Source organism: Acinetobacter genomosp. 15BJ (genome assembly GCF_000400715.1).
Taxonomy (GTDB): Bacteria; Pseudomonadota; Gammaproteobacteria; order Pseudomonadales; family Moraxellaceae; genus Acinetobacter.
Genome location: NZ_KE007345.1, coordinates 278,052 through 301,036 on the forward strand (window position 1 = coordinate 278,052; position 22,985 = coordinate 301,036).

Genomic DNA, 22,985 nt, shown 5'->3' on the forward strand with positions numbered 1-22,985 from the left:
ATTCTTCTTAATAAAGTGCTTCATTAAGAAGATAGCATAAACAGATTAAATTGCACTTTCCTGACGTTTGTTCTGTTTGGCTTCATTCATCCAACGATACACCACCGGCAAGATCAGCAAGGTCAGTAAAGTAGATGAAATAATCCCACCAATCACCACAGTTGCCAGTGGGCGCTGTACTTCTGCCCCTGTACCCGTGGCAATTGCCATTGGAATAAAGCCAAGCGATGCAACAAAAGCGGTCATCAAGACAGGACGTAAGCGTAATACGGCACCATGCCAGGTGGCATAGTGAACATCATATTGCTCTCGCAGCTCTTTGATAAAACTCAACATCACCAGACCATTCAGCACCGCCACGCCAGAGAGCGCAATAAAACCGACACCCGCAGACATCGACAATGGAATATCGCGCAGCCACAGCGCCACCAAACCGCCCGATAGGGCAAATGGCACGCCACTAAATACCAGCAAGCTTTCTTTAAAGTTACTAAACACCGCCATCAACAGAACGAAGATCATCAGCAATGCCAATGGCACCACAATCTGCATTCTGGCTTTTGCCGAGGCCAGATTTTCAAACTGACCGCCATAACCAAGCCAATAACCGCTTGGTAATTTTTGCTGAGATAATTTCTGCTGCATCTCACCCACAAATGAGCCCAAATCACGGTCTCGTACGTTGGTGGTGACCACAACACGGCGCTTGCCATTTTCACGGCTGACTTGTGCCAAGCCTAAAATATTCTCCACTTTTGCCACGTCTTGCAGTTTGATCAAGCCACCATTCGGCAGTTGAATCGGCAGCATGGCCAATTGCTGAGGCGTACGCATCACATCGTCCAAACGCACTACAAAATCAAAACGACGGTCGCCCTGTAAAATCTGCCCAACACTTTGTCCACCAATACTTGCAGCAACCAAGTCCTGAATGGATTTCACGGATAAACCATATTGTGCAGCCAGCGCATGATCAATATCGACATTGAGTAACGGTAAACCATCCGTTTGCTCAACCTTCACTTCACTTGAACCTGTGATGGTTCTCAGGGTTTGGGCAACTTTTTCTGCTTCTTGATTCAATACTTGCATATCATCACCAAAAATTTTCACCCCAATATCACTACGTACGCCTGAAATCAGTTCGTTGAAACGTAATTCAATCGGTTGAGAAAACTCACTGTTGTTGCCTGGAATTTTCTCAACATAGGCCAACATTTTGGTTCTAAGCTCGTCAATGGTTTCCGATTTATCGGGCCATTGATCACGCGGCTTTAACAAAATGATTGCATCAGAAATATTGGGAGGCATCACATCAGTTGCCACTTCGGCCGTACCTGTACGGGCAAAGATCGCTTTGATTTCTGGAAACTCTGCGAGTAATTGCTTCTCAACACTTTCTTGAATCTTCAGTGATTCTTCAATTCCTGTACTTGGTGCACGCATCAACTGTAAAGCAAAGTCACCTTCACTCAGTTGTGGCGCAAACTCACTACCGACACGCGAACCAATCGCAGCTGTGAGTATCAAAATAGTCACCGCACCAGCCACTACCACATAGCGGAAAGCATAGGCTTTATCCAGCAAGGCTTCATAACCGCTTTTTAATGCAGCCATCCAACGACTTTCTTTCTCTTTGACCTCACCTGTAACAAATAACGCCACCGCAGCAGGGACGAAAGTAACGGATAAAATAATGGCACCAATCAAGGCCAAGACCACAGTCATTGCCATTGGGTGGAACATTTTCGCTTCTACACCTGCCAGTGCAAAGATTGGCAAATACACCACCATAATAATGATTTGTCCAAAAATCAGCGGACGTCGTGCCTGTTTTGCAGCCAAGAAGACTTCGGTAAAACGTTCTGAACGGGTCAGGAGTCGACCTTTATGATGCTGTGCCTCTGCCAGCCGTCGGATACAGTTTTCGACAATCACCACCGCACCATCGACAATAATCCCGAAGTCCAATGCCCCTAAACTCATCAGGTTGGCACTGATTTTCTGCTCCGCCATCCCTGTCAGGGTAAACAGCATTGATAAGGGAATAATACAGGCGGTAATCAATGCCGCACGGAAGTTACCCAAGAATACAAACAGGATCACAATCACCAAGATTGCACCTTCGATCAGGTTCTTGGCCACTGTTTTAATGGCTTTATCAACCAAATTACTACGGTTATAGACCGTTTCGACCACCACCCCTTCAGGTAATGAACGCTTGATTTCCTGCATTTTACTGTCTAACGCTTGAGCGATGGATTTACTGTTCTCACCCATCATCATCATCGCGATACCCAGTACAGTTTCTTCACCGTTATAGGTGGCACCACCTGTTCTCAGATCATGTCCAATCGAAACCGTTGCAACATCGGCAACACGGATCGGCAAACCATTCTTGGTACTGACCGTGACATTCTCAATATCTTGTACGGTTTTCAGCATACCTGGAATACGCACCGTAAGCTGCTGACCATTTTCTTCAATAAAACCCGCACCGCGGTTTTCATTATTTTCAGTGAGTACAGTCTGCAAATCGGTTAACGGAATTTGCAGTTGCTGTAAACGTTTCAGATCAGGAGAAACCACATAGGTCTTGTTATAGCCACCAATGGTGTTGATTTCTGCAACACCCGGCACACGCTGTAATTGAGGACGAACAATCCAGTCCTGAATTTCACGAAGATCCATGGCTTCATAAGGTGTACCATCGGCCTTTTTGGCATTCGGTTCAGCCTTGATTACCCATTGATAGATCTCACCCAGACCAGTTGAAATCGGTGACATTTGTGGATCAATATCATCAGGCAAAGCACTCTTGGCTTCCTGTAAACGCTGGTTAATCAGCTGACGCGCCCAATAGATATCGGTACCATCTTTAAAGATCACCGTGACTTGGGATAAGCCGTAACGGGAGATCGAACGGGTTTGCTCCAAGTTCGGAATACCCGACATGGCATTTTCAATCGGATAGGTAATTCGCTGTTCAACCTCAGGTGCGGTAAATCCCCCCGCCTGACTGTTAATTTGTACCTGTACGTTGGTAATGTCAGGCACGGCATCAATCGAAAGCTTTTGATAGCTATAAATGCCGACCCCGATCCATGCGACGACAAACAGCATGACCCAAATCGCGTTGCGAATGGAAAATTGAATAATCCGGTCAAATAGGCCTTCCGCGGGAGGAAGCTCTAACTTATCTTTAGTGTCCATGCTCAGCCTCTCCCTTCTCGATCTCAGATTTCAAAAGGAAACTGCCTTGACTGACATATTGTTGCTTTTCAGTCAGACCAGATTGGATTTCCACCCACAGTCCATCACTTGAGTAGCTACCCAGTTGTACAGGTGTTGGAGTGAAATGCATTTGGTCTTTCTCTTGCTTAGCGACAAAAACCGTGGCTTTGCCTTCGATCTGCTGAATGGCCGCTTTGGCAACACGTAGCACAGGCTTCTTATCCGTACCATCTAACAGCACATTCACCATCAAATTAGGTCGTAATTCTTTGGCTGGGGTTAACACTTTGGCACGAACCTGCAAACGACCAGTCTGCGTATCTGCCGCTGTAGTTAAGGTCTGGATTTTCGCTTTAAAGCTATTATTGGTTTGTAGCGATTTAAACTCGATCTGCTGATCCGGTTGGACATTGATGTTATTGACGCTCGGTAAAATAAACTCAATCCACAGTTGATCCAATTGATCGATCACAAATAACTGCTTATCTGCGGTAATCTGCTCACCCACCACAATATCTTTCAAACTCACCACACCACTTAAAGGTGCGGTCAACACATAACGACCCTGACTGCCACTGGATGCACCCAAGGCAGATAAACGGCTACGCGCGGCTTGTACCTGAATCTGTGCCTGACGATAAGCATTATAGGCACGTTGATAATCCTGACGTGCGGAAACACCTTGTTCCCAAAGTTGTTTTTCACGTTGATAGTCTTGCTGTGCAAGGGTTAAAGCTTCTTGTGCAATACTTAAATTGGCTTGCTGATCAACCAAATCTGGAATAAATAAGGTCGCTAAAACTTGCCCTTTTTTTACTTGCTGACCCAGTACGGCATTGACACTTTCCACTCGTCCAGCAAAGGTGGCTGAAACATGCGCTTGCTGATCGGTATTGGTCACCAATTTTGCTGGGTAAGCAAATTGCTGTCCGACTTCACCTACACCGACTTGAGCCAATTTAACACCATATTCAGTCATCTGCTTTGGGCTTAGGTTTAAGCTACCTTCCTCACTTTCCTGACCCTGCCCAGCTTCACCTTCTGTATGTCCTTCCTCACCTTCAGCATGACTATCAGCCGCAGTTGCATCACCGCTGGCTTTGTTCTTGCCAGTGAAAAATAATAACGCGCTGAGAACTAAGCCAATGGCAACAACCAGAATGACCCAAAACCACTGTTTTTTAGATTTATTTGTCGACATTATTCTGCTCCTACTACAGTGGGAAGGTTATTGGTATCTTTCCAAAGGGTTTGATTAATCTGGTTTAAAGCATCACTTGAACTCACCATACTCGGCTCAATTCCCAGTGCTAAACTCTCTGCATCAATTTGCTTTTGCCATGCACTCTTGAGTAACTGCACTTTATTTAAACGTTGATCTTGCAATTGCATGGTGGCTTGCTGCACATCGGTAATGGCATATTTACCGACTTTGAAACCGAGCAACATTTTTTCTTGCACCGTTTCAGACAATGGAATTTGTCGTTGATTGACTAAATCGAACTGTTGTTTCAACCCAGCCAACTCTGCAGTTAAGGTCTGAATGGCATTTAAGTTTTGCTGTTTGTAAAACTGTTGCTGTTTGACCAATAAATCTTGTTTGGCATTGGCAATTCGTAATGAATACTGCTGACGATTAAAAATATTCAAAGGGATATCGATGCCCACTCTGAATTTGTTATCGGTCGAGTTTGTATCAGCGCTTTTACTTTGCACCATACCTAAATTGACCGTCGGATTCGGTCGATTAGAAACTTTTAAATAATCGATATTGGCTTTTTGGCGTACAATATCGAGTTGAATAGCACGCTCAAATAAATTGTTCTGCAAATAATCTTGCAAATCATTTTGTTGTGGCCAGACATTGCTTGCCTGAGTAGAGAAACGGTTATCGGTACTACCCCACAGATTTGCCAATTGACGCTTTGCAGTGGCTAAAGAGAGTTCGGTTTGTTGAAATAACCGTTGATTTTCAATATGCGCCATCAAGGTACGATCTAAATCAACCTGCGCAATGCTGCCCGCTTTGAGTCTTAAGCGCGTTGCATCCAAAGTATCCTGACTGGTTTTTAACTGTGCCTGAACCACATCATGTTCCAGCTCTAGCACCACCACTTGCGACCACAGATATTTAACTGCTAACTCAAGTTGCGCATTGTAGAGCTCCTGATTAAGCCCCACTTGAGATGCTTGTACATCGGCAAGCTTAACCGCAGCACGGCGTTGACCAAAAATGTCTAATTTTTGTGAAACACCAAATTCCAGCTCTTTGTCTTTACCTGACCTAAAGTCGGTTTGCTGAATAGAAATACTTGGATTCGACCACAACCCAGCTTGTTTCACATTGGCCTCAGCGATCCCTTGCTGGGTTTGCCACACCCCTGTGCCTGCCTGATATTGTTTCACATCCTGCAAAATTTGCTCAAAATTCAGATTACGTTGTGCAGCCTTGGTTGCAGGCTGATTTGCATCAAGTAAAGATTCTGCGGCAATGGATGGACTCAAAATGGCAGTGCTTAAGGCAAGTGCCAACACTGACCACTTCAATGACAATTGAGTACGATTTTTTCGCGTATGCTGCTCAACTGCATGAATACGCTGATTTAAACTAGAAGACATATAAAGCCCCGCAAAGTAATAAGATTACGGTGGGCTATTTTTCGGCTACCCCACCTATAGCGGGGTTAATAAAGGCGGCGGATTTAGCCCTGAAAGATGTGGAGACTGGTAGGAGTTGGACCAGTAATATTTTTGTTCTACATCCTGACTGTGCAACATTGGTTCATTTATACGTTGCTGAACTTCAGCCACCACCACATGAAAACAAGATGGAAGATGGTCATGATGATCTTGCAAGTTTAATGGCATTGGTAAATCTGCTGCGACTTTTTCGAAGACAGCGCCTTGTTCAGAACTGTGTTTCTTTTCAGCAACATGATGCCCTAAATGATTCAATGTGCTGTATTCACTGACCGTTTCATGCGCGCAAAAAGCTGCCGCCACATTCCAGAAACTTTGGAACATGAACAAACTCAGCAAGACGGTCACGAAAACAGTTGAGCGTTGCAACAGCACACCCTTACAGTAAATTGCACAAAGGCACTATAGCAGGCTATGCCAATGTAATAAAATTACAAAACGATTTTCAGTCAATTTCTCACTGATTTAAAACGTTTTTTGATTCTCATTCATGATAATAATGTTCTCTCTTGCGGGTATTTTATGTATAAAATCTTCTCTCTTTGGGTCTTAGCCATGGCCTTAAGTGGATGTGCAACCAACCTACTTTCCACTGCCTTACCCAATGAAAGCACTCAGGTTCAAACCACCACTCTGAAAACCGATCAGATTGTGGCTCTCGGACAAGCCATTCAAAATGAAAAAAGCCAAGGTCTGGTATTTATTGGACAAGATTTCAATTACTTAATGACCGATGGTAGTACTGAACTCCTAAAACTTTTGCATGCCATTCCAGCAGAACAACGCAGCTTTAGTCATCCTAGCCCACTGGTACTGACCATGGATGACCCGAATCATTTTCGCGGCGTATTACAAATTCGCTATCACACCCGTATGGTCGATCTCAATCCAAAGCAAAAAGAATTATTGAAATCCTTAGGTTTTAGACAAAATTTTGACTTGATTCAGAATCAAGAAACTGCGCCTTATCCTTATATCAATGTGTTTTTTAAAGGGCAGCTGTATCAAGCACTTGATCAGCAAAAAATCCAACAAAAATTGGCGCAACCCTATCCAATTACCTTACAACAAGAGACCACTATCACGACCAAACATCCAGTCAAACGAGCAACCCGTATGGTGCTCTATCCTTTGGCGATGGTCTTCGATGTGGTCACTGTTGCACCGCTACTGATGTGGTCGGATCTACGAGGTGATTTTAATAAATAGACACAAATAAATTGCTACACGTTAGATAAGCCAATGACCTAAACAATCAGGTATTGGCTTATTTCTTATCGCATTTTTCACTGCTGTGGAATACACAAATAGAACAATAGCTGCAAAGAAAAAACATATATTAAAAACATAATAATGAAAAACTTAGCTCAAGGAGTTGCATGATGAATATTGCAAGTATCAAACAGCGGTTGCATTCCTATTGTTCTGGTTTGGTTCAACAGAACATCATCTCTGAGTCTGAACGAGAAATTCATAAAGCTGAGTTTTTTCAAACATTGGCACATCATGAACACGAGCAAGACAGCCACCCTTTTATCTCAGCCAATGACCGCAATGCGGTTTGGTATTTCCTTCGTGCAGCCTTACGTGGCAATGCAGATGCCGCTTTTAAACTAGGCGAAAGCTATTTGCATGGCGAGTTAGGTTTAGACAAAAATTATGGCAAAGCTCAATATTGGTTAGAACGCGCAGCCCATTTAGGGCATCCTGAAGCGAAAGCCTATTTATATAGTGCATTCAGTGAATTAGCTTTTTCATAAGCATAAAAAAACCAGCTCGGAAGCTGGTTTTTTTATTGACAGGAATTAACCTGTAATCTTTTTATATTTAGAACGTTTCGCGACCGCTGTATCACCTAAACGCGACTGACGGTATGCTTCATATTCAGCATAGTTACCTTCGTAGAACTCAGGCTGTTCGTTTTCAAATGACAAGATATGCGTTGCAATACGGTCAAGGAACCAACGGTCATGCGATACCACCATAACTGTACCTGGGAATACAAGAATTGCATCCTCAAGTGCACGTAAAGTTTCGATATCCAAGTCGTTTGATGGCTCATCCAGTAAGATCACGTTTGCACCCAACTGTAAGATTTTCGCAAGTTGTAAACGGTTACGCTCACCACCTGATAATTCACCTACACGTTTTTGCTGATCTTGGCCTTTAAAGTTAAAGCGACCAATATAAGCACGAGATGCAATTTCGTATTCGCCGATTCTTAGGATATCCAAACCGCCAGAAACTTCTTCCCAAACAGTTTTATTATTATCCAAAGTATCACGGATCTGACCCACGTAAGCCACTTTAACTGACTCACCTAAAGTCACAGTACCCGTATCTGGTTGCTGTTCGCCAGTCATCATACGGAATAGCGTGGTTTTACCCGCACCGTTCGGACCGACAATACCAACAATCGCAGTTGGTGGTATTGTGAAGGTTAAGTCTTTATACAATAGACGACCATCAAATGATTTGCTGATCCCTTCAACTTCTACAACTTTATTTCCTAGGCGTGGACCAGGTGGAATATAAATTTCAGAAGTTTCGTTACGCTGTTGGAACTCACGTGAGTTAAGTTCTTCAAAACGCTCCATACGCGCTTTGTTTTTCTTTTGCTGACCTTTGGCATTTGAACGAACCCATTCCAGTTCTTTTTTCAATGCCTTGGCAAAAGATTCTTCTTGCTTGTTTTCTTGCTCTAAACGCGCATTCTTTTGTTCTAACCAAGAAGAATAGTTACCTTGATAAGGAATACCCATGCCACGGTCAAGTTCAAGAATCCACTCAGCGACGTTATCCAAGAAATAACGGTCATGCGTAATCGCAACGATTGTGCCTGGGAAGTCTTTCAAGAAACGCTCTAACCAAGATACTGATTCAGCATCTAAATGGTTCGTCGGTTCATCAAGAAGCAACATATCTGGCTTAGAAAGCAATAAACGACATAATGCAACACGACGGCGCTCACCACCTGAAAGCAATGATACATCTGCATCCCAAGCTGGAAGGTTCAATGCATCAGCAGCAATTTCAAGCTGGTTATTCAGGTTATGCGCATCCCAAGCATGGATGATTGATTCTAATTTTTCCTGCTCTTTTGCAAGCGCATCAAAATCTGCATCAGGCTCAGCATATTCAGCAAAAACTTGATCAAGACGAGCTAAAGCATCAAGTGCTTCACGTACACCATCTTCAACGTTACCACGAACGTCTTTGGTTGGATCGAGTGGCGGTTCTTGTTCTAAGTAGCCGATCTTGATTCCTGGTTGTGCACGAGCTTCACCTGAGAAATCTTTATCTACGCCAGCCATAATACGGAGTAAGGTTGACTTACCAGCACCGTTCAAACCAAGCACACCAATTTTTGCGCCTGGGAAAAATGATAAAGAGATGTCTTTCAAGATTTCGCGCTTCGGCGGAACCATTTTCGACACTCGATTCATCGTATAAATATATTGGGCCACGCAGGACTCCTCAAGAAAAACGAATACATCGCAAAATAGCGAATAAAATAATCGGAGTATTATACGCTGAAAACCCAATTGACTTGAAGTTAAGATGACATTTGTTTGTCTGGATCAAAGGATTTTCTTTTGCAAGACATTACAGGTTTGAATTATTTCGTCATTTTCAAAAATAATTGCAACTGCTAAAGACACGCTATATCACTAAAATCACTATCAAGCGCAAAAAATATGCACCATTTTGGATAAAATATGCGCTAGACTCGATCAATATTTAACACACGTAGATGATGTAATCATGACCTATAAAGATGAAACGTTGGCCATTCATGCGGGATATTCACCAGAAGCAACCACCAAAGCAGTAGCGGTGCCGATTTATCAAACCACATCTTATGCCTTTGATAATACACAACATGGGGCAGATTTGTTTGATCTCAAAGTTCAAGGCAATATCTATACCCGTATTATGAACCCAACCACTGCCGTACTTGAACAGCGTATAGCTGCTCTCGAAGGTGGCATTGGAGCACTGGCTTTGGCATCCGGTATGGCAGCAATTACTTACGCGATTCAAACCATTGCCGAAGCAGGCGACAATATTGCGTCAGTGTCTACCTTATATGGCGGAACTTATAATTTATTTGCCCACACACTCCCAAAGCAAGGCATTGAAGTCCGTTTCTTCGATTATCAAAATCCTGAAGCATTACGCCAGATTATTGATGAAAAGACCAAACTAGTCTTTGTTGAATCGATTGGGAATCCTCTTGGCAATATCATCGACCTTGAAGCGATTGCCAAGATCGCCCATGAGTACGGCGTCCCTGTGATTGTTGATAATACCGTAGCAACACCTGCCCTATTGAAGCCATTTGAATTTGGCGCCGACATTATTGTACATTCTTTGACCAAGTATATCGGCGGACATGGCAATAGCATCGGTGGCGTGATTGTCGATAGTGGTAAGTTTCCTTGGGGTAAATATCCTGAACGCTTTAAAGCTTTAAATACACCTGACCCAAGCTATCATGGCGTGAATTATGTCGAAGTATTGGGTGAAGCTGCTTTTATTGCGCGTGCGCGCGTGGTGCCATTACGTAATACCGGTGCAGCAATTAGTCCATTAAGCGTATTCTTGATCCTACAAGGGCTCGAAACCTTAAATCTACGGATGGAGCGTCATACCGAAAATGCCATCAAAGTTGCCGAATATTTAAAACAACATACAAAAGTGAAGTGGGTAAATTATGCAGGTCTAAAAGACCATCCGCAGCATCATTTGGCACAAAAGTATGTGAAAGGTAAACCTTCTGCAATCCTTTCCTTTGGTGTTCAGGATGGTCTAGCAGGCGGTACCCGCTTTATTGATGCATTACAGCTATTTACCCGTCTGGTGAATATCGGAGATGCCAAAAGTTTGGCGTGTCACCCTGCCACAACAACCCACCGCCAACTCAATGCAGAAGAGCTCAAATCAGCAGGTGTCAGTGAAGACTTAGTGCGTTTATCTATTGGGATTGAGCATGTCGATGATCTGATTGCAGACCTAGAACAGGCCCTTGCACAAGTTTAATTTTAATGAAATCAATAAGCCCCTCATCAGGGGCTTATTTTTTGTGCAAAAGCTAAAAAATATAATTGCTTTTTCAACTATTACAAGATCTTGTTTTAGAGCATTTACTCTAAAAAAGACATTATTTTTCAAACATTTACACTAGACAAACAAAAAATATCGGTTAATATTACACCAAAATAAAGTGCAGTGTTTAATCGTAATAAGAAGGCATTGCAAACAACAGCGTGATTAATGTAGGTAACTTACATGAATGCAAAACTCAAAAAACTTTTTCAGCAAAAAGTCGACGGTAAAACAATCATTGTCACAGGAGCATCAAGTGGTATTGGTTTAACGGTTTCAAAATACCTTGCTCAAGCAGGTGCCCATGTCTTATTGCTCGCTCGTACTAAAGAGAAGTTAGATGAGGTCAAAGCTGAGATCGAGGCTGAAGGTGGAAAAGCGACGGTATTTCCATGTGATCTCAATGATATGGAATCTATTGATGCAGTTTCAAAAGAAATCTTAGCCGCAGTAGATCACATTGATATTCTTGTAAATAACGCGGGACGTTCAATCCGTCGTGCGGTACATGAGTCGGTTGATCGTTTCCATGACTTCGAACGTACCATGCAGTTAAATTACTTTGGTGCAGTACGTTTAGTCTTGAATGTTTTACCGCACATGATGCAGCGTAAAGACGGTCAAATTATTAACATCAGCTCGATTGGTGTTCTTGCCAACGCAACTCGCTTTTCTGCTTACGTTGCGTCTAAAGCTGCATTGGATGCATTTAGTCGTTGTTTATCTGCGGAAGTTCACTCACACAAAATTGCGATTACCTCTATTTATATGCCTTTGGTCCGCACACCAATGATTGCACCAACCAAAATTTATAAATATGTACCGACGCTTTCACCTGAAGAAGCAGCTGATTTAATTGCTTATGCGATCGTGAAGCGTCCGAAAAAGATTGCGACTAACTTAGGTCGACTTGCATCGATTACTTATGCAATTGCACCAGACATTAACAACATTTTAATGTCGATTGGTTTCAACTTATTCCCAAGCTCTACCGCCTCTGTCGGTGAACAAGAGAAGTTGAACCTAATCCAACGTGCTTATGCGCGTTTGTTCCCTGGCGAGCACTGGTAAATAAATCAGACAAAAAAAACCTCCCTAATGGGGAGGTTTTTTTTGTGCTATTGACAGAAATTGGGCTGATAATCATAGACGAATTGTGTTTTAGTCGCAGTTGAGCTGGGTGCATTAAATTGCGTCAGCGCTTTTAAGGCACTGAAACTTAAGGCTGCGCGTGATACCACTTTCTTGGTGTAATTTGCGTTGGAATCTGCATATTTAAATGAAACTTCTGCCACCGCTGGTTTTAGCCCAGTATAAGGTATTTGCGTATACCATAAGCTGAGCTCCATATCTGCATCAAACTCACCCAAATCAATCGTTGCGCCGGCATATTTACGTTCATAAATGGTTAAGCCACTCACCACTTGCAATGCCTGACTATTGCTATAACTGTAGTTATTTTTAAAACCTGAAAATAAGGTATTAATATCCTCAAAATCATTGATCGTGCGTGTGGTCGGCACAGTGGTAGACTTACTTGCAACCACCAAAAAACCCAAATTATCTTTACGGGTAATATCATCTTCAAATTTGGTTTTCGCACCTGCCACACTGCTGCTGAGATCTTCAAAATCGGTAATATAATGATCATAGCCGCGGTATTTCAGCGTGACTTCTTTCGTACCCGTTTCAATCCGCTCTCTCAGACTATACCCCATGCTGTTTAAGGGACAACTGCCCTGCGTATCATAAAAACGGATTTCACGCTGTGCATCTAAGCTCATATTTCCCGTCACGGCACGACCAATCTTGTTTTCAATTGCCGTTTTTGCCTGAGCAAAATAGCTGTTGATGTTGCCCGCTTCTGTTGCATAGCTAAAGTTATTCGGGTCTAAAAGCAGTTTATATTCACGAGTCGTCACTTTCGGTGCTGCATGACTGATACTCGGCAAAATCACTACACTGATCAGAAACCCAAACATACATGGATTGATTTTCATTTTTATTCCTCCATTAAAATAATATCAAAAAAGCCGCCAAAACTTGCATCTTGTGGTTGGAGCTTATGGATTAAAAAGATTCAGTTTGTCGATCACATACAATGTCGATGCATCAATACGTGTTCGTGCCTGATCTAAATATTTTGCTTCCAGACCCTTGCTGTTTTTCCATACTCCCATGTCATCGTCATTGACGACACCGAGATGATGTTGGTCAATCAGCCACAAGCCTTCCATTTTGTCATGTGCATAGCTGACACGTTTCGCCATATCGAGTACCAATGTTTTGCTTACAGGCTGAATATTCAAAGCTTGGAGTTTGTCCCACCCTTGAGCCAAGACATACTGTTCCAGTGTTTTTCCTGCTATGGTCAAACCGAGTTTTGGATCTTGTAGAAGATCTCCCTGTGCAACCACACTTTCCAAATTGGTCGCATTGCGTAAATCGATACGATAGACATGCTTCATAATATTGGGCTCATCTTTTAAGAAAGCGCCATCACGCTCAAGCACCAAGAACTCATGATCATTGATGGCCACGATCGCAGAATTTGAATTAGCCTCAATCTCTTGACGATAGAGATATTGTCCAATTTTTCCTGTTTCCAGTTGAATGGTCACAATACGTGTCAGTGTCGACTTATTCACAGCTTTTGTCGGTAAATCCATCGTCGACTGCATTATACCGACCAATGTCTTCTGATCAGGAGTAATGGTTAAACCTTCCATACCACGATTGGCACGACGATAGCTAAACTCTTGCGGTAAGGTGAAATTATTACGTGCATCATTCGGGAAGGGATTAATTCGCCCGATCTCTTTCCCATTGGCGTCATAATGCACAATATGCGGCCCATATTCGTCACTGACCCAGAAGGTACCGTCTTTTAAAGCAGCCAGCCCTTCACTATCAAGACCATAATCATCCAGTTTGATTGGATTGGTTACAGGGTCGTAAGGCTTATTTGGATCAACGGTAATCACCCGACCATTGATGTCATACGGTGTTTCACCCGTACCGCCAAGTGCAGCGGTATTCGGCAAACCACTAATATTTTTACCATTCCGATCTTTTAACAAAATGGTTTTCAGCAATTTCACGGAACCGTCATCCTGTACCTCGAACAAACCAATTTTAGGTACATAATCGGGAAGCGGAAAAATCTTGCCTGCACCATGTACTCCATCATCATAATCCGCATTTGGACCACGATCAGTCAGCGCATAGAACTGTTTTTTATTGCTTGGATGTGCGGCAACATCTGAACCGAAACCACCTTGTCGAATAGAGAAGGGGCTATCGATGGTTGTACCGTTTGCCTGATAGTGGGCCAACACTTGATAAGGTAGAACACTGCCTTGGGCAAAGATGTTCGAGCCGCACTGTACTGAACTTTGCTGGATTTCATCTGCATCCAACTGACTATTTCTATTTTTATCCAGCCCACTGTCAAAACGTGTCCCTGCACTCCAACACGCATCGTTACCTAAAGCCAATGGGGTTTGCATCACCAAGCTATTTAAGCCATTTTGACCATCATCACCATCTGAGCAGGCAGTTATAAAAGTTGTTGCCAAGAGTATTAACGCAAGCGATGTTTTTTTCATTGTTTTTCAATATCATTATCAAAAGATGGCTTTATGCTAAAAAGTAAAAATGACAAACCGATGAAAAAACAATCATTAAATTGCACCAATCAGACGTGTGTATAAACTAAGACTTATCCACAGCTTTGTTGCATTTATCAGCAATGCTGCCTGCTAATTTCTCCACAAGAAAATTTTCTGGCTCCTTTATTTTAAGTGAGATGGATCCTACCAAAACGTGAATGAGAATAAAGGGATCAAGCTTCCCCATCTGCTTGCATTACAATCCTTTTACACAACATCAGATGATTCAAAAAATAGAATTGTCCGCTTATATAACCCAATTAATTGCTTTTAAAAACATTAAATTCTCAATATTGACCATTTTGACATTCTTTATCTGTCAATGATTTAGCTAAAAACCAGCATTATTCTCTCTATCTAAAAATGCATTCATAAAAAACATACAAAATAGTGTCATTTTCATGCTTTTTTAGCGGTATATAACATTCTGTAAAGATTCAGTTACAGAATCTTGCTTGGTTGAAAAGGAACATATATGAGTCAGACATATAGCAAGGAAGAAAAAAGAAGTCGTATCAAAGGTATTGTCGGTGCGGCATCAGGGAATTTAGTTGAGTGGTTCGATTTCTATATTTATGCCGTTTTTGCTGCCTATTTTACCCATGCATTGACCGCTCCAGATATGGAACCAACCACCAAAGCCATTTATGTTTGGGGAGTGTTTGGTGCTAGCTTTTTCATGCGCCCAATCGGGAGTTGGTTATTCGGACGTATTGCTGACCGTCAAGGCCGTAAGCAGTCTATGGTCATTTCCATCTGCTTAATGGCACTCAGTTCATTTCTGTTTGCAGCCTTACCTACTTATGATCAAGTCGGAATGTGGGCACCCTTTTTACTGTTAATGGTTCGATTACTGCAAGGTCTCTCCGTTGGTGGTGAGTATGGTGCAGTTGCGACCTATATGAGTGAACTCGGCTTAAAAGGGCAACGAGGCTTCTTTGCATCATTCCAGTACGTCACCCTTTCAGGTGGTCAGTTACTTGCAAGCTTACTCGGGGTGATCTTGCTGGGCTTTATGACTGAACAGCAATTGAATGATGGTGGCTGGCGTATTCCTTTCGTCATCGGCGGTATTGCTGCATTATTTTCTTTACTTGCGCGTAGTCGTTTAGAAGAAACCTTGTCACATGAAGATGCTGACCGCGAAGAATCAGGTAGCTTAGTTGCCCTGCTCAAACAGCATTGGAAAACCTTCCTATTGGTTGTCGGCTATACATCAGCAGGTTCACTGACCTTCTATGTTGTCACGGTTTATTCAAAAACCTACCTCACCAATATTGGTATGGATGGCAAAACCGTTGGCTTTATCATGACCACTGCGCTATTTGTATTCATGTTGGCGCAACCGTTGTTTGGCATGTTGTCAGATCGCATTGGTCGTCGTGCTTCCATGTTGGCATTCAGTTTACTCAGCGCAATCTTTATTTATCCAGTGATGGTCACAGGTATGCGCAGCTTTGCTGATTCCCCTGTCATTATCACCCTGTTACTGATTTTCTTGATGATGTTGCTGAGCTTCTATACCTCAATCAGCGGTCTAGTCAAAGCTGAAATGTTCCCCCCGCATGTCCGTGCGTTAGGTGTCGGTTTTTCCTATGCAGTGGGTAATGCGCTCTTTGGTGGTTCTGCGCCATCCGTGGCGTTATTATTTAAAGATGCGGGCATTGAAAATACCTTCTTCGTCTACGTGATTATCATGCTGATTATCTGTTTCTTCTGTAGCTTAGCCTTACCGAAAAAACCAGAATATCTGGAACATGATCACTAAATAAATTGTGTCCTAAACCTAAACCACTTTTGTAAAAGCAAAGGTGGTTTTTTTATTTACGGTATTCTTTTACATACGGATTTAAATTCACTAACTGTTTGAAACCGCTGTTCACTAACATTGCGGTACGAGATTTTGGTCGTTCATGTGCTTCCTGCTGCGTAAATTCAATCATGGCTTGATTAAAATTCAAACGAGGATACTGCTGCTGTAATTGTTGTCTGAACTGATGAGAAAACTCAAAACCACGACTACCAATCACATCGCAACTGGCCGCTTGTTGCAGCAAATGCGCTTCTATCCCCTCATCGAGACCAACATAAGGATTCATGTGCATACTGATCACATCAAAAAGTTGATCCGCTCGGGGTGGTTGCCAACCCTGTTCAAGCGACCAATCTTTTGCTGCATACGCCCCTTGTCCAGCGAAACAACGACAATCTTGATGATGCTGATAATGTGGTTCTGTCATACCTAAATCATGCAATAAGCATGAAACTGCTAATAATTCATCATCACATTGCATGTTTTGCATCTTGGCAAAAGCAATGGCATAACACCATGTACGAAGACAATGATTTTGCAGAGACGCTGAGCTACAGGACTGCATCTCCTCTAAAGCCCGCTGCACATCTACACTATCAGGCAAGATAAGATCATCCAGATGCAATTCATGCTGGGCATTCGGTCTGCTGCGCTTCGCCAAACTATACATTTTTATACTTTGTTTTAACACAGGAAAAAGGCTATGACTCAACAGCAGCATACGATCTTTTAAGAATAAATCACCTGAGGTTTGAGCCATCCAAGCTTGTCGACCAATTTGCATTTTCGTTCCTCTCTAAAATTAGAGCAATTACTCTAATTTTTACTCAAAAGAATTACGAAAGTCAAAATTATAGCGATCAGTTTTCTCGTTTCTCATCGCGACATCTGTATTTAACAGACATTTTTATCATACCTATCACATGATTCAGAAAGTAACTTTAGTCATATTATTGGCTAAAATTAAACATTTTGTTCATTTAATCCGCTTTTTGCATAGTTTTTATTCATACTTATAAGAATTAATTAAGTTTTTATGCATAATGGACGGCGCTTTATTTTTTTATTTTTGGTGTATTTTTTAACACTTTTCCAATGACAAGAGGTTACAACTTAAGGGAGTAAATAATGCTGACGCTGATCGGTATTTTAATTATTGTGACGATTGTCGTGCTACTGATGTCTGGAAAAACCAGTCCGATTGTAGCCATGTCGATTGTTCCTCTTATTGGCGCCCTCATTGCTGGTTTTTCGATTAGCGAGATTTCTGGCTTCTTTGAAGCTGGTCTAGCCAAAGTGACCAAAGTAGCGACGATGTTTTTATTCGCTATTTTATTTTTCAGTATATTAAAAGAATTACATGTCTTTGACCCGATGATTAAACGCATGGTGCAAATGACGCGTGGCAATGTGGTGATTGTTGCCGTGATGACCACTGTGATTGCCGCAATTGTGCATCTGGATGGTTCTGGTGCTGCAACCTTCCTGATTATTATTCCTGCCTTACTTCCCCTGTACCGTAAGCTCGGTATGAGTCCCTATCTGATGCTATTGCTGATGGCGGGTAGTATGGGCGTAATGAATATGGTGCCATGGGGCGGACCTTTGGGACGTGCTTCCGCCGCGACAGGTTTAGATGCTGCCACACTCTGGCATAGTCTGATTCCCGTTCAAGTGGTGGGTGTTGCAGGGATGATGGTATTTGCCGTATTTATGGGATTACGTGAGAAAAAACGCATTCTCGCAGCACAAGCTCTCGGTACCACACCATTTGAGCAAGACTGCATGGCCAAAGACCTTGCCGAAGATATTCAGGAAGATGCCAAACCAAAGCATCTATGGTTCAACCTCGGTCTGATCGTTGCCGCAATCATTTGCTTGGCGTTTGGTCTATTCTCTGCGCCTTATGTGTTTATGATCGCCCTTGCATTGGTCTTGATCGTCAACTTCCCACAGCCGAAAACACAGATTGAAGTGATTGGTCGTCATGCACCACAAGCATTGAGCATGGTTGCCATTATTTTTGCTGCAGGTGCATTTCTCGGGATCTTGTCTGAGTCAGGTATGTTGCAATCGATTGCCTTGGATTTAATTAAAATTCTACCAAGCACTTGGATCGGGAGTTTACATATTCTAGTCGGGATCTTAGGTGTACCGATGGACATCTTTACCAGTACCGATGCCTATTACTTTGCGCTATTACCGATTGTGCAAGAGGTTACCGCTACCGCTGGAGTAAATGCTGACTCGGTCGTGTACGCCATGGCGATTGGCAACAATGCAGGAACATTTGTGAGTCCATTCTCACCGGCAACTTGGCTTGCAGTCGGACTGACAGGCACTGATATGGGACGCCATTTGCGCTATTCATTTGGCTGGATTTGGCTATTTAGCTTCTTCACCTTAGGCGCTGGTTTCTTGCTGGGCCTATATTAATTCTTGCCAAAATAAAAAAAGCATACTCGGGTATGCTTTTTTTATTGCCTGCATGCGTCACCCACCTAAATCGAGCATTCGCTTTCCGATTACAGTTTGGTTTTTAACAATGCATCTAACCAGTCAATAAAGTCCTGAAAATATTTAGGACGGTATTGGCGGTCGGTTAGCAACAGACTGACGGGTAACTGTAAGCTTGGAATATCGGTAAATAATCGCTGTAACTGCCCTTGCTGTACATAAGGCGCTGCATCAAATTCAGGAATTTGAATCATGCCAATGCCTGCTAAACCTGCCTGAATATAGGCCTCAGTATTCTCGACCAATAAACGATAAGGCATTTTGACCCGATGCGCTTGGAATAAAAGCTCACTCCACTCTCGATAATGTTTAGCGACATGGTAATCCACGGCGAAGTGCTGTTGCAGCTCATCAAAATGACTCGGTTCACCAAATTCTGCCAAATATTGCGGGGATGCAAGAGTCCAGATTTGGGTTTGGGTAATCGGTCTGATCAGTAAATATTCATCCTTCACCTGCCCAACACGCACGACACAATCCAATTGCTGTTCAATCAAATTAGAGAAATCATCACTGCCATTAATCAATACTTTGACCTTGGGATAGTGCTGATAAAACGCGGATAAATGAGGAATCAGAACTTGTGTGGCTAAGCGTTTCGGCATACCAATACTGACCTTCCCTTCCTGACTACGCACATGGGTGTTAAAACGGTTCAACTCTTTTAACTGTGTCACCAAACGTATGGCTTCATCGTAAAACAAACTACCTTCATGAGTTAAAGCCACCTTACGTGTGGTGCGATAAAACAGTAATACCTCATATTCTTTTTCAAGTGTTTGAATCGCATAAGTCACATTGGAGCGTGGCAAACCCAATTGCAGCGCGGCTTGTGCAAAAGACTGCTTCTCTGCCACCAAACAGAAGATTTTTAAACGATCAATCTTATCCATTTTTATTGTTCAACTTTTTTGCACAATCAATTCAATACTAACAACTATTTCAAACAAATAAATTCAATTAGGATCATTTTTATACAAAAACAACCCAAGGAAAACCCCATGTCACAGCATCATTTAAATGGAAAAACCGTACTGATTACAGGTGGCGCAAAAAACTTAGGCGGTTTGATTTCACGTAAGTTCGCTGAACAAGGTGCAAATTTATTGATTCACTACAACAGTGCTGCCACCCAAGCCGATGCCGAACAAACCTTAAAAGACGTACAGGCACTCGGTGCAAAAGCGGTTTTGGTACAAGCTGATTTATCCGATATTCAAAATATTGAGCAGCTGTTTATCGCCGCCAAAGAAAACTTTGGTGGAATCGATATTGCAATTAATACTGTGGGCCGTGTGCTGAAAAAACCCTATTTAGACACCACCGAACAAGAGTTCGATGGTATGAATGATATCAACAACAAAATTGCCTATTTCTTTATTCAATCAGCAGGTCGTCATCTGAATGACAATGGAAAAATCTGTACTATTGTGACCAGTTTACTTGCAGCTTATACAGGGCTGTATTCGACCTATGAAGGCTTAAAAGCACCCGTCGAGCATTATACCCGTGCGGCATCCAAAGAGTTTGGTGAACGTGGCATTTCGGTTACTGCGGTCGCACCAGGCCCAATGGATACGCCTTTTTTCTACGGTCAAGAAGCGCCAGAAGCCGTGGCCTATCATAAATCAGCATCTGCTTTAGGTGGCTTAACCAAGATCGAAGATATTGAACCCTTGGTTCGCTTCTTGGTTACGGATGGCTGGTGGATTACTGGACAAACCATTTTTGCCAATGGCGGTTATACCACCCGTTAAGTCCGATACTGACAACGGTTTGGGCATTACACCGCAATGCCCAAACCCGCTAAGGCAAGAAAAACACCAAAGCATAGAAACACACCAAACTGAGGATAATGGTCAATAAGGTATGTTTAACCTTATATGCAATGATGACGGTTAAAATTGTGGCCAAAAAATACGGATTCAATAAAGTCGAACGAAATGCGCCATGTTCATCCATAAACACAATCGGCGTTGCAATCGCTGTCAATAAACACGGGGCAGAATACTGTAAGGATTGTTGAAACCATTTCGGTAATCGCAACGGGATATTCGGTTCTAGCAAAATATAGCGGTTCATAAACACCACCACAGCCAGAAGAATCAAAAGGAACCAAGTCATGCCACACGCTCCCGTAGATTCTGTAAACAAGTCGCGGTCAACATACCGATCACTCCTGCCAAGATCGCGGCACTTTTAATGCCTAGACTCAGAAAAACCAAGGTCAACAGCACGGATACCAACACACCGACCAAAGTATTTATGTTTTTAATAAACGGAATCACGATGGCAATAAAAGTCGCAACAATAGAAAAGTCCAAATGATATTGATCAAGATTCGGCACCGATGAGGCAAGCAGCACCCCGCAAATGCTAAACAAGACCCAGCACAGATAAAAACAGCTTCCAGCACCCAATAAATAATAAATATAGTGTTGCTGTTTTTTAATACTCACCGCAAACAATTCATCCGTCAGCAAAAAGCCCAACAGCAAACGATGTTTTAAAGGCTGTTTGGAAATATCTTCCCGCAGATACAGCGCATATAAATAATGCTGTGTGGTAATCAGAAATACTGAAATGATGATGGTAAATGCAGGCGTTCCTGCCATGACTAAACCTAAGGTCATCAACTGCGCTGCGCCTGCAAAGACTAAAGCCGACATGCCAATCGCTTGTCCAGTACTCAACCCTGCTTGTATCGCCATCGAGCCTGCCAATAGCCCCCAAGGCAATACTGCAAAACACAACGGCAGTATTTTAATCACCCCATTTAGAAATGCCCGTGACACCGTCATTGGTATATCATCGGTTATGCTTTCACTTAACATCAAAATCACAATTGCTCATAAAAGACCTTATGACTATGCCAAAATTTGATAAGAGAGAATTGTATAAAATTGCTGTTTTATTTGAGGTAAGAAATATAACCACCAGGGGTAATACCGAAAGTCTGACGAAAATGACGACTAAAATGACTCTGATCCGAAAAACCACATTGCTGTGAAACCTCAGATAAATTAAGCCCTTGTCTTAACAATTTTTGTGACTTTTGCAACCGAGCTTGTACCAACCATGCATGCGGCGATAGCCCGACGTGTTTTTTAAATTGGCGTAAGAAATGCCATTGGCTGAGATTGGCCATTTCTGCAAGTGTGGCTAATGAAAACTCTTGCTCAGGCATACTTGCCATAAAATCCTTGATATTGAGGATCCGCTGTTTGGCACTACTTAAATCCACTGCTTGTGGCCTGACCTGACTGTACTTGGACACGAGCCAAGCAATGGTGGATAAAAATAGAGTCTGTTTGAGCAAGGTATTATTCGGCTGTTCCAATAAATCGAACAGTAATCGAAATTGTTGAGCTAAGCCTTCATCATGGAGTACCGCCTCTCTAAACCACGGTGCTGTGCCATGTGTGGTCGTGAGGTCTCTTGTCAATTCATGAAATACTTCTGGGGTTGGATAGATTGCACGATAGCGCCATCCCGTTTCTACAGCAGAAGATCCTGTATGAACCTCATCGGCATTGACCAAAATAATATCGCCCTGTGGTGCAACATGATTGCCCCCTGTACGATAGAAACGTTGTGCCCCTTCTTCAATTACACCAATACAAAATCCTTCATGAACATGCCGTGAGAATTCCTGCTGATAGTAGCTTGCTTTCAGCATTTCCAGACCACCTAGTTCTTCTAGATGTAAGTAATCGACTTGTTCACGAGGTCTTCGCGACATCAAGACCTCCTTTGAATTCTTTGCATTGTGTCAGGTTAACGCGATTTAGATAGATTTATAGAACAAAATTGCTGTTTGTTGATTTTATCTGAATTCTTACATATTTCTTAATTTATAAAGAATGATTTAATTAATATCGATGATTGCGCGAAGTGACATACAAATCTCCACGCTTAGAACAAGGCACAATAACACGCTC

At 42.5% G+C, this 22,985-nt stretch carries 19 protein-coding genes; 7 read left to right on the forward strand and 12 right to left on the reverse strand.

The genetic code is table 11. The annotated features are described in order from the left end of the window. Positions 1 to 45: 45 nt before the first annotated feature. Genes F896_RS17950 through F896_RS17935 form a run of 4 tightly spaced genes read right to left on the reverse strand, consistent with a single transcriptional unit; the run spans position 46 to position 6,303 of the window. Positions 46 to 3,213, reverse strand: coding sequence for an efflux RND transporter permease subunit (locus tag F896_RS17950; RefSeq protein ID WP_016162322.1), 3,168 nt, complete (start codon positions 3,211 to 3,213; stop codon positions 46 to 48). Further along, the gene (locus F896_RS17945; protein ID WP_005156646.1) at positions 3,203 to 4,435 is read right to left on the reverse strand and encodes an efflux RND transporter periplasmic adaptor subunit; all 1,233 of its coding nucleotides are present in this window, start codon (positions 4,433 to 4,435) and stop codon (positions 3,203 to 3,205) included. The genes F896_RS17950 and F896_RS17945 overlap by 11 nt, the downstream gene beginning before the upstream one ends. Then, positions 4,435 to 5,853, reverse strand: a complete 1,419-nt coding sequence (locus F896_RS17940) for a TolC family protein (protein ID WP_005156647.1) — start codon at positions 5,851 to 5,853, stop codon at positions 4,435 to 4,437. Before F896_RS17940 ends, F896_RS17945 begins: the two co-directional genes overlap by 1 nt. Positions 5,854 to 5,907: 54 nt before the next feature. Beyond that, positions 5,908 to 6,303 carry a cation efflux protein, CzcI-like gene (locus F896_RS17935; RefSeq protein ID WP_212750003.1) on the reverse strand — a complete coding sequence of 132 codons (396 nt, stop codon included), beginning with the start codon at positions 6,301 to 6,303 and terminating at the stop codon, positions 5,908 to 5,910. 153 nt (positions 6,304 to 6,456) lie between these two features. Here F896_RS17935 and F896_RS17930 point away from each other — a divergent pair, with 153 nt between their 5' ends. After that, positions 6,457 to 7,143, forward strand: a complete 687-nt coding sequence (locus F896_RS17930; protein ID WP_016162324.1) for a YidX family protein — start codon at positions 6,457 to 6,459, stop codon at positions 7,141 to 7,143. A gap of 173 nt (positions 7,144 to 7,316) precedes the next feature. Beyond that, complete coding sequence (locus F896_RS17925) at positions 7,317 to 7,694, forward strand: tetratricopeptide repeat protein (RefSeq protein ID WP_004803862.1); 378 nt, start codon at positions 7,317 to 7,319, stop codon at positions 7,692 to 7,694. Between the two features lie 45 nt (positions 7,695 to 7,739). Here F896_RS17925 and ettA read toward each other — a convergent pair whose 3' ends face one another. After that, positions 7,740 to 9,401: an energy-dependent translational throttle protein EttA gene (gene ettA, locus F896_RS17920; protein WP_016162325.1), complete on the reverse strand. Its 1,662-nt coding sequence runs from the start codon at positions 9,399 to 9,401 to the stop codon at positions 7,740 to 7,742. A gap of 298 nt (positions 9,402 to 9,699) precedes the next feature. On the opposite strand from ettA, the gene F896_RS17915 reads away from it, so the two are divergent. Then, positions 9,700 to 10,977: an O-acetylhomoserine aminocarboxypropyltransferase/cysteine synthase family protein gene (locus F896_RS17915; protein WP_016162326.1), complete on the forward strand. Its 1,278-nt coding sequence runs from the start codon at positions 9,700 to 9,702 to the stop codon at positions 10,975 to 10,977. 249 nt (positions 10,978 to 11,226) lie between these two features. Beyond that, positions 11,227 to 12,114, forward strand: coding sequence for an SDR family NAD(P)-dependent oxidoreductase (locus tag F896_RS17910; RefSeq protein WP_004803857.1), 888 nt, complete (start codon positions 11,227 to 11,229; stop codon positions 12,112 to 12,114). A 47-nt stretch (positions 12,115 to 12,161) separates the two neighbouring features. On the opposite strand, the gene F896_RS17905 is transcribed toward F896_RS17910, so the two are convergent. Together F896_RS17905 and F896_RS17900 are read right to left on the reverse strand one after the other, a co-directional pair. After that, a complete protein-coding gene (locus F896_RS17905; protein WP_016162327.1) occupies positions 12,162 to 13,043 on the reverse strand; it encodes a hypothetical protein in 882 nt (293 codons plus the stop codon). 63 nt (positions 13,044 to 13,106) lie between these two features. After that, on the reverse strand, positions 13,107 to 14,651 hold the full coding sequence (locus F896_RS17900) for an esterase-like activity of phytase family protein (protein ID WP_016162328.1): 1,545 nt from the start codon (positions 14,649 to 14,651) through the stop codon (positions 13,107 to 13,109). Positions 14,652 to 15,189: 538 nt separating this feature from the next. On the opposite strand from F896_RS17900, the gene F896_RS17895 reads away from it, so the two are divergent. Further along, positions 15,190 to 16,482, forward strand: a complete 1,293-nt coding sequence (locus F896_RS17895) for an MFS transporter (protein ID WP_016162329.1) — start codon at positions 15,190 to 15,192, stop codon at positions 16,480 to 16,482. Positions 16,483 to 16,534: 52 nt separating this feature from the next. On the opposite strand, the gene F896_RS17890 is transcribed toward F896_RS17895, so the two are convergent. Continuing rightward, positions 16,535 to 17,311, reverse strand: coding sequence for an HD domain-containing protein (locus tag F896_RS17890; RefSeq protein ID WP_016162330.1), 777 nt, complete (start codon positions 17,309 to 17,311; stop codon positions 16,535 to 16,537). Between the two features lie 344 nt (positions 17,312 to 17,655). Between F896_RS17890 and F896_RS17885 the strand changes: the two genes are divergently transcribed. Further along, positions 17,656 to 18,963, forward strand: coding sequence for a CitMHS family transporter (locus tag F896_RS17885; RefSeq protein WP_016162331.1), 1,308 nt, complete (start codon positions 17,656 to 17,658; stop codon positions 18,961 to 18,963). Positions 18,964 to 19,052: 89 nt separating this feature from the next. Here F896_RS17885 and F896_RS17880 read toward each other — a convergent pair whose 3' ends face one another. Next, a complete protein-coding gene (locus F896_RS17880) occupies positions 19,053 to 19,937 on the reverse strand; it encodes a LysR family transcriptional regulator (protein WP_016162332.1) in 885 nt (294 codons plus the stop codon). 108 nt (positions 19,938 to 20,045) lie between these two features. Between F896_RS17880 and F896_RS17875 the strand changes: the two genes are divergently transcribed. Further along, the gene (locus F896_RS17875; protein ID WP_016162333.1) at positions 20,046 to 20,801 is read left to right on the forward strand and encodes an SDR family oxidoreductase; all 756 of its coding nucleotides are present in this window, start codon (positions 20,046 to 20,048) and stop codon (positions 20,799 to 20,801) included. Between the two features lie 49 nt (positions 20,802 to 20,850). On the opposite strand, the gene F896_RS17870 is transcribed toward F896_RS17875, so the two are convergent. From F896_RS17870 to F896_RS17860, 3 genes are all read right to left on the reverse strand, one after another. After that, on the reverse strand, positions 20,851 to 21,168 hold the full coding sequence (locus F896_RS17870; RefSeq protein WP_016162334.1) for an AzlD domain-containing protein: 318 nt from the start codon (positions 21,166 to 21,168) through the stop codon (positions 20,851 to 20,853). Continuing rightward, a complete protein-coding gene (locus F896_RS17865; protein ID WP_016162335.1) occupies positions 21,165 to 21,878 on the reverse strand; it encodes an AzlC family ABC transporter permease in 714 nt (237 codons plus the stop codon). The genes F896_RS17870 and F896_RS17865 overlap by 4 nt, the downstream gene beginning before the upstream one ends. Positions 21,879 to 21,955: 77 nt before the next feature. Further along, positions 21,956 to 22,786 (reverse strand): AraC family transcriptional regulator, encoded by an 831-nt coding sequence (locus F896_RS17860; protein WP_016162336.1) that lies wholly within the window; start codon positions 22,784 to 22,786, stop codon positions 21,956 to 21,958. Positions 22,787 to 22,985 lie beyond the last annotated feature (199 nt).

Excerpts from the sequence above, each read along its gene's own strand:
- F896_RS17885 (WP_016162331.1), top strand. The coding sequence starts at position 17,656 with ATGCTGACGCTGATCGGTATTTTAATTATTGTGACGATTGTCGTGCTA.
- F896_RS17870 (WP_016162334.1), bottom strand. The coding sequence starts at position 21,168 with ATGACTTGGTTCCTTTTGATTCTTCTGGCTGTGGTGGTGTTTATGAAC.
- F896_RS17875 (WP_016162333.1), top strand. The coding sequence starts at position 20,046 with ATGTCACAGCATCATTTAAATGGAAAAACCGTACTGATTACAGGTGGC.
- F896_RS17925 (WP_004803862.1), top strand. The coding sequence starts at position 7,317 with ATGAATATTGCAAGTATCAAACAGCGGTTGCATTCCTATTGTTCTGGT.
- F896_RS17865 (WP_016162335.1), bottom strand. The coding sequence starts at position 21,878 with ATGTTAAGTGAAAGCATAACCGATGATATACCAATGACGGTGTCACGG.
- F896_RS17860 (WP_016162336.1), bottom strand. The coding sequence starts at position 22,786 with ATGTCGCGAAGACCTCGTGAACAAGTCGATTACTTACATCTAGAAGAA.
- F896_RS17895 (WP_016162329.1), top strand. The coding sequence starts at position 15,190 with ATGAGTCAGACATATAGCAAGGAAGAAAAAAGAAGTCGTATCAAAGGT.
- F896_RS17905 (WP_016162327.1), bottom strand. The coding sequence starts at position 13,043 with ATGAAAATCAATCCATGTATGTTTGGGTTTCTGATCAGTGTAGTGATT.
- F896_RS17890 (WP_016162330.1), bottom strand. The coding sequence starts at position 17,311 with ATGCAAATTGGTCGACAAGCTTGGATGGCTCAAACCTCAGGTGATTTA.
- F896_RS17880 (WP_016162332.1), bottom strand. The coding sequence starts at position 19,937 with ATGGATAAGATTGATCGTTTAAAAATCTTCTGTTTGGTGGCAGAGAAG.
- F896_RS17950 (WP_016162322.1), bottom strand. The coding sequence starts at position 3,213 with ATGGACACTAAAGATAAGTTAGAGCTTCCTCCCGCGGAAGGCCTATTT.
- F896_RS17900 (WP_016162328.1), bottom strand. The coding sequence starts at position 14,651 with ATGAAAAAAACATCGCTTGCGTTAATACTCTTGGCAACAACTTTTATA.
- F896_RS17940 (WP_005156647.1), bottom strand. The coding sequence starts at position 5,853 with ATGTCTTCTAGTTTAAATCAGCGTATTCATGCAGTTGAGCAGCATACG.
- F896_RS17915 (WP_016162326.1), top strand. The coding sequence starts at position 9,700 with ATGACCTATAAAGATGAAACGTTGGCCATTCATGCGGGATATTCACCA.
- F896_RS17910 (WP_004803857.1), top strand. The coding sequence starts at position 11,227 with ATGAATGCAAAACTCAAAAAACTTTTTCAGCAAAAAGTCGACGGTAAA.
- F896_RS17930 (WP_016162324.1), top strand. The coding sequence starts at position 6,457 with ATGTATAAAATCTTCTCTCTTTGGGTCTTAGCCATGGCCTTAAGTGGA.
- F896_RS17945 (WP_005156646.1), bottom strand. The coding sequence starts at position 4,435 with ATGTCGACAAATAAATCTAAAAAACAGTGGTTTTGGGTCATTCTGGTT.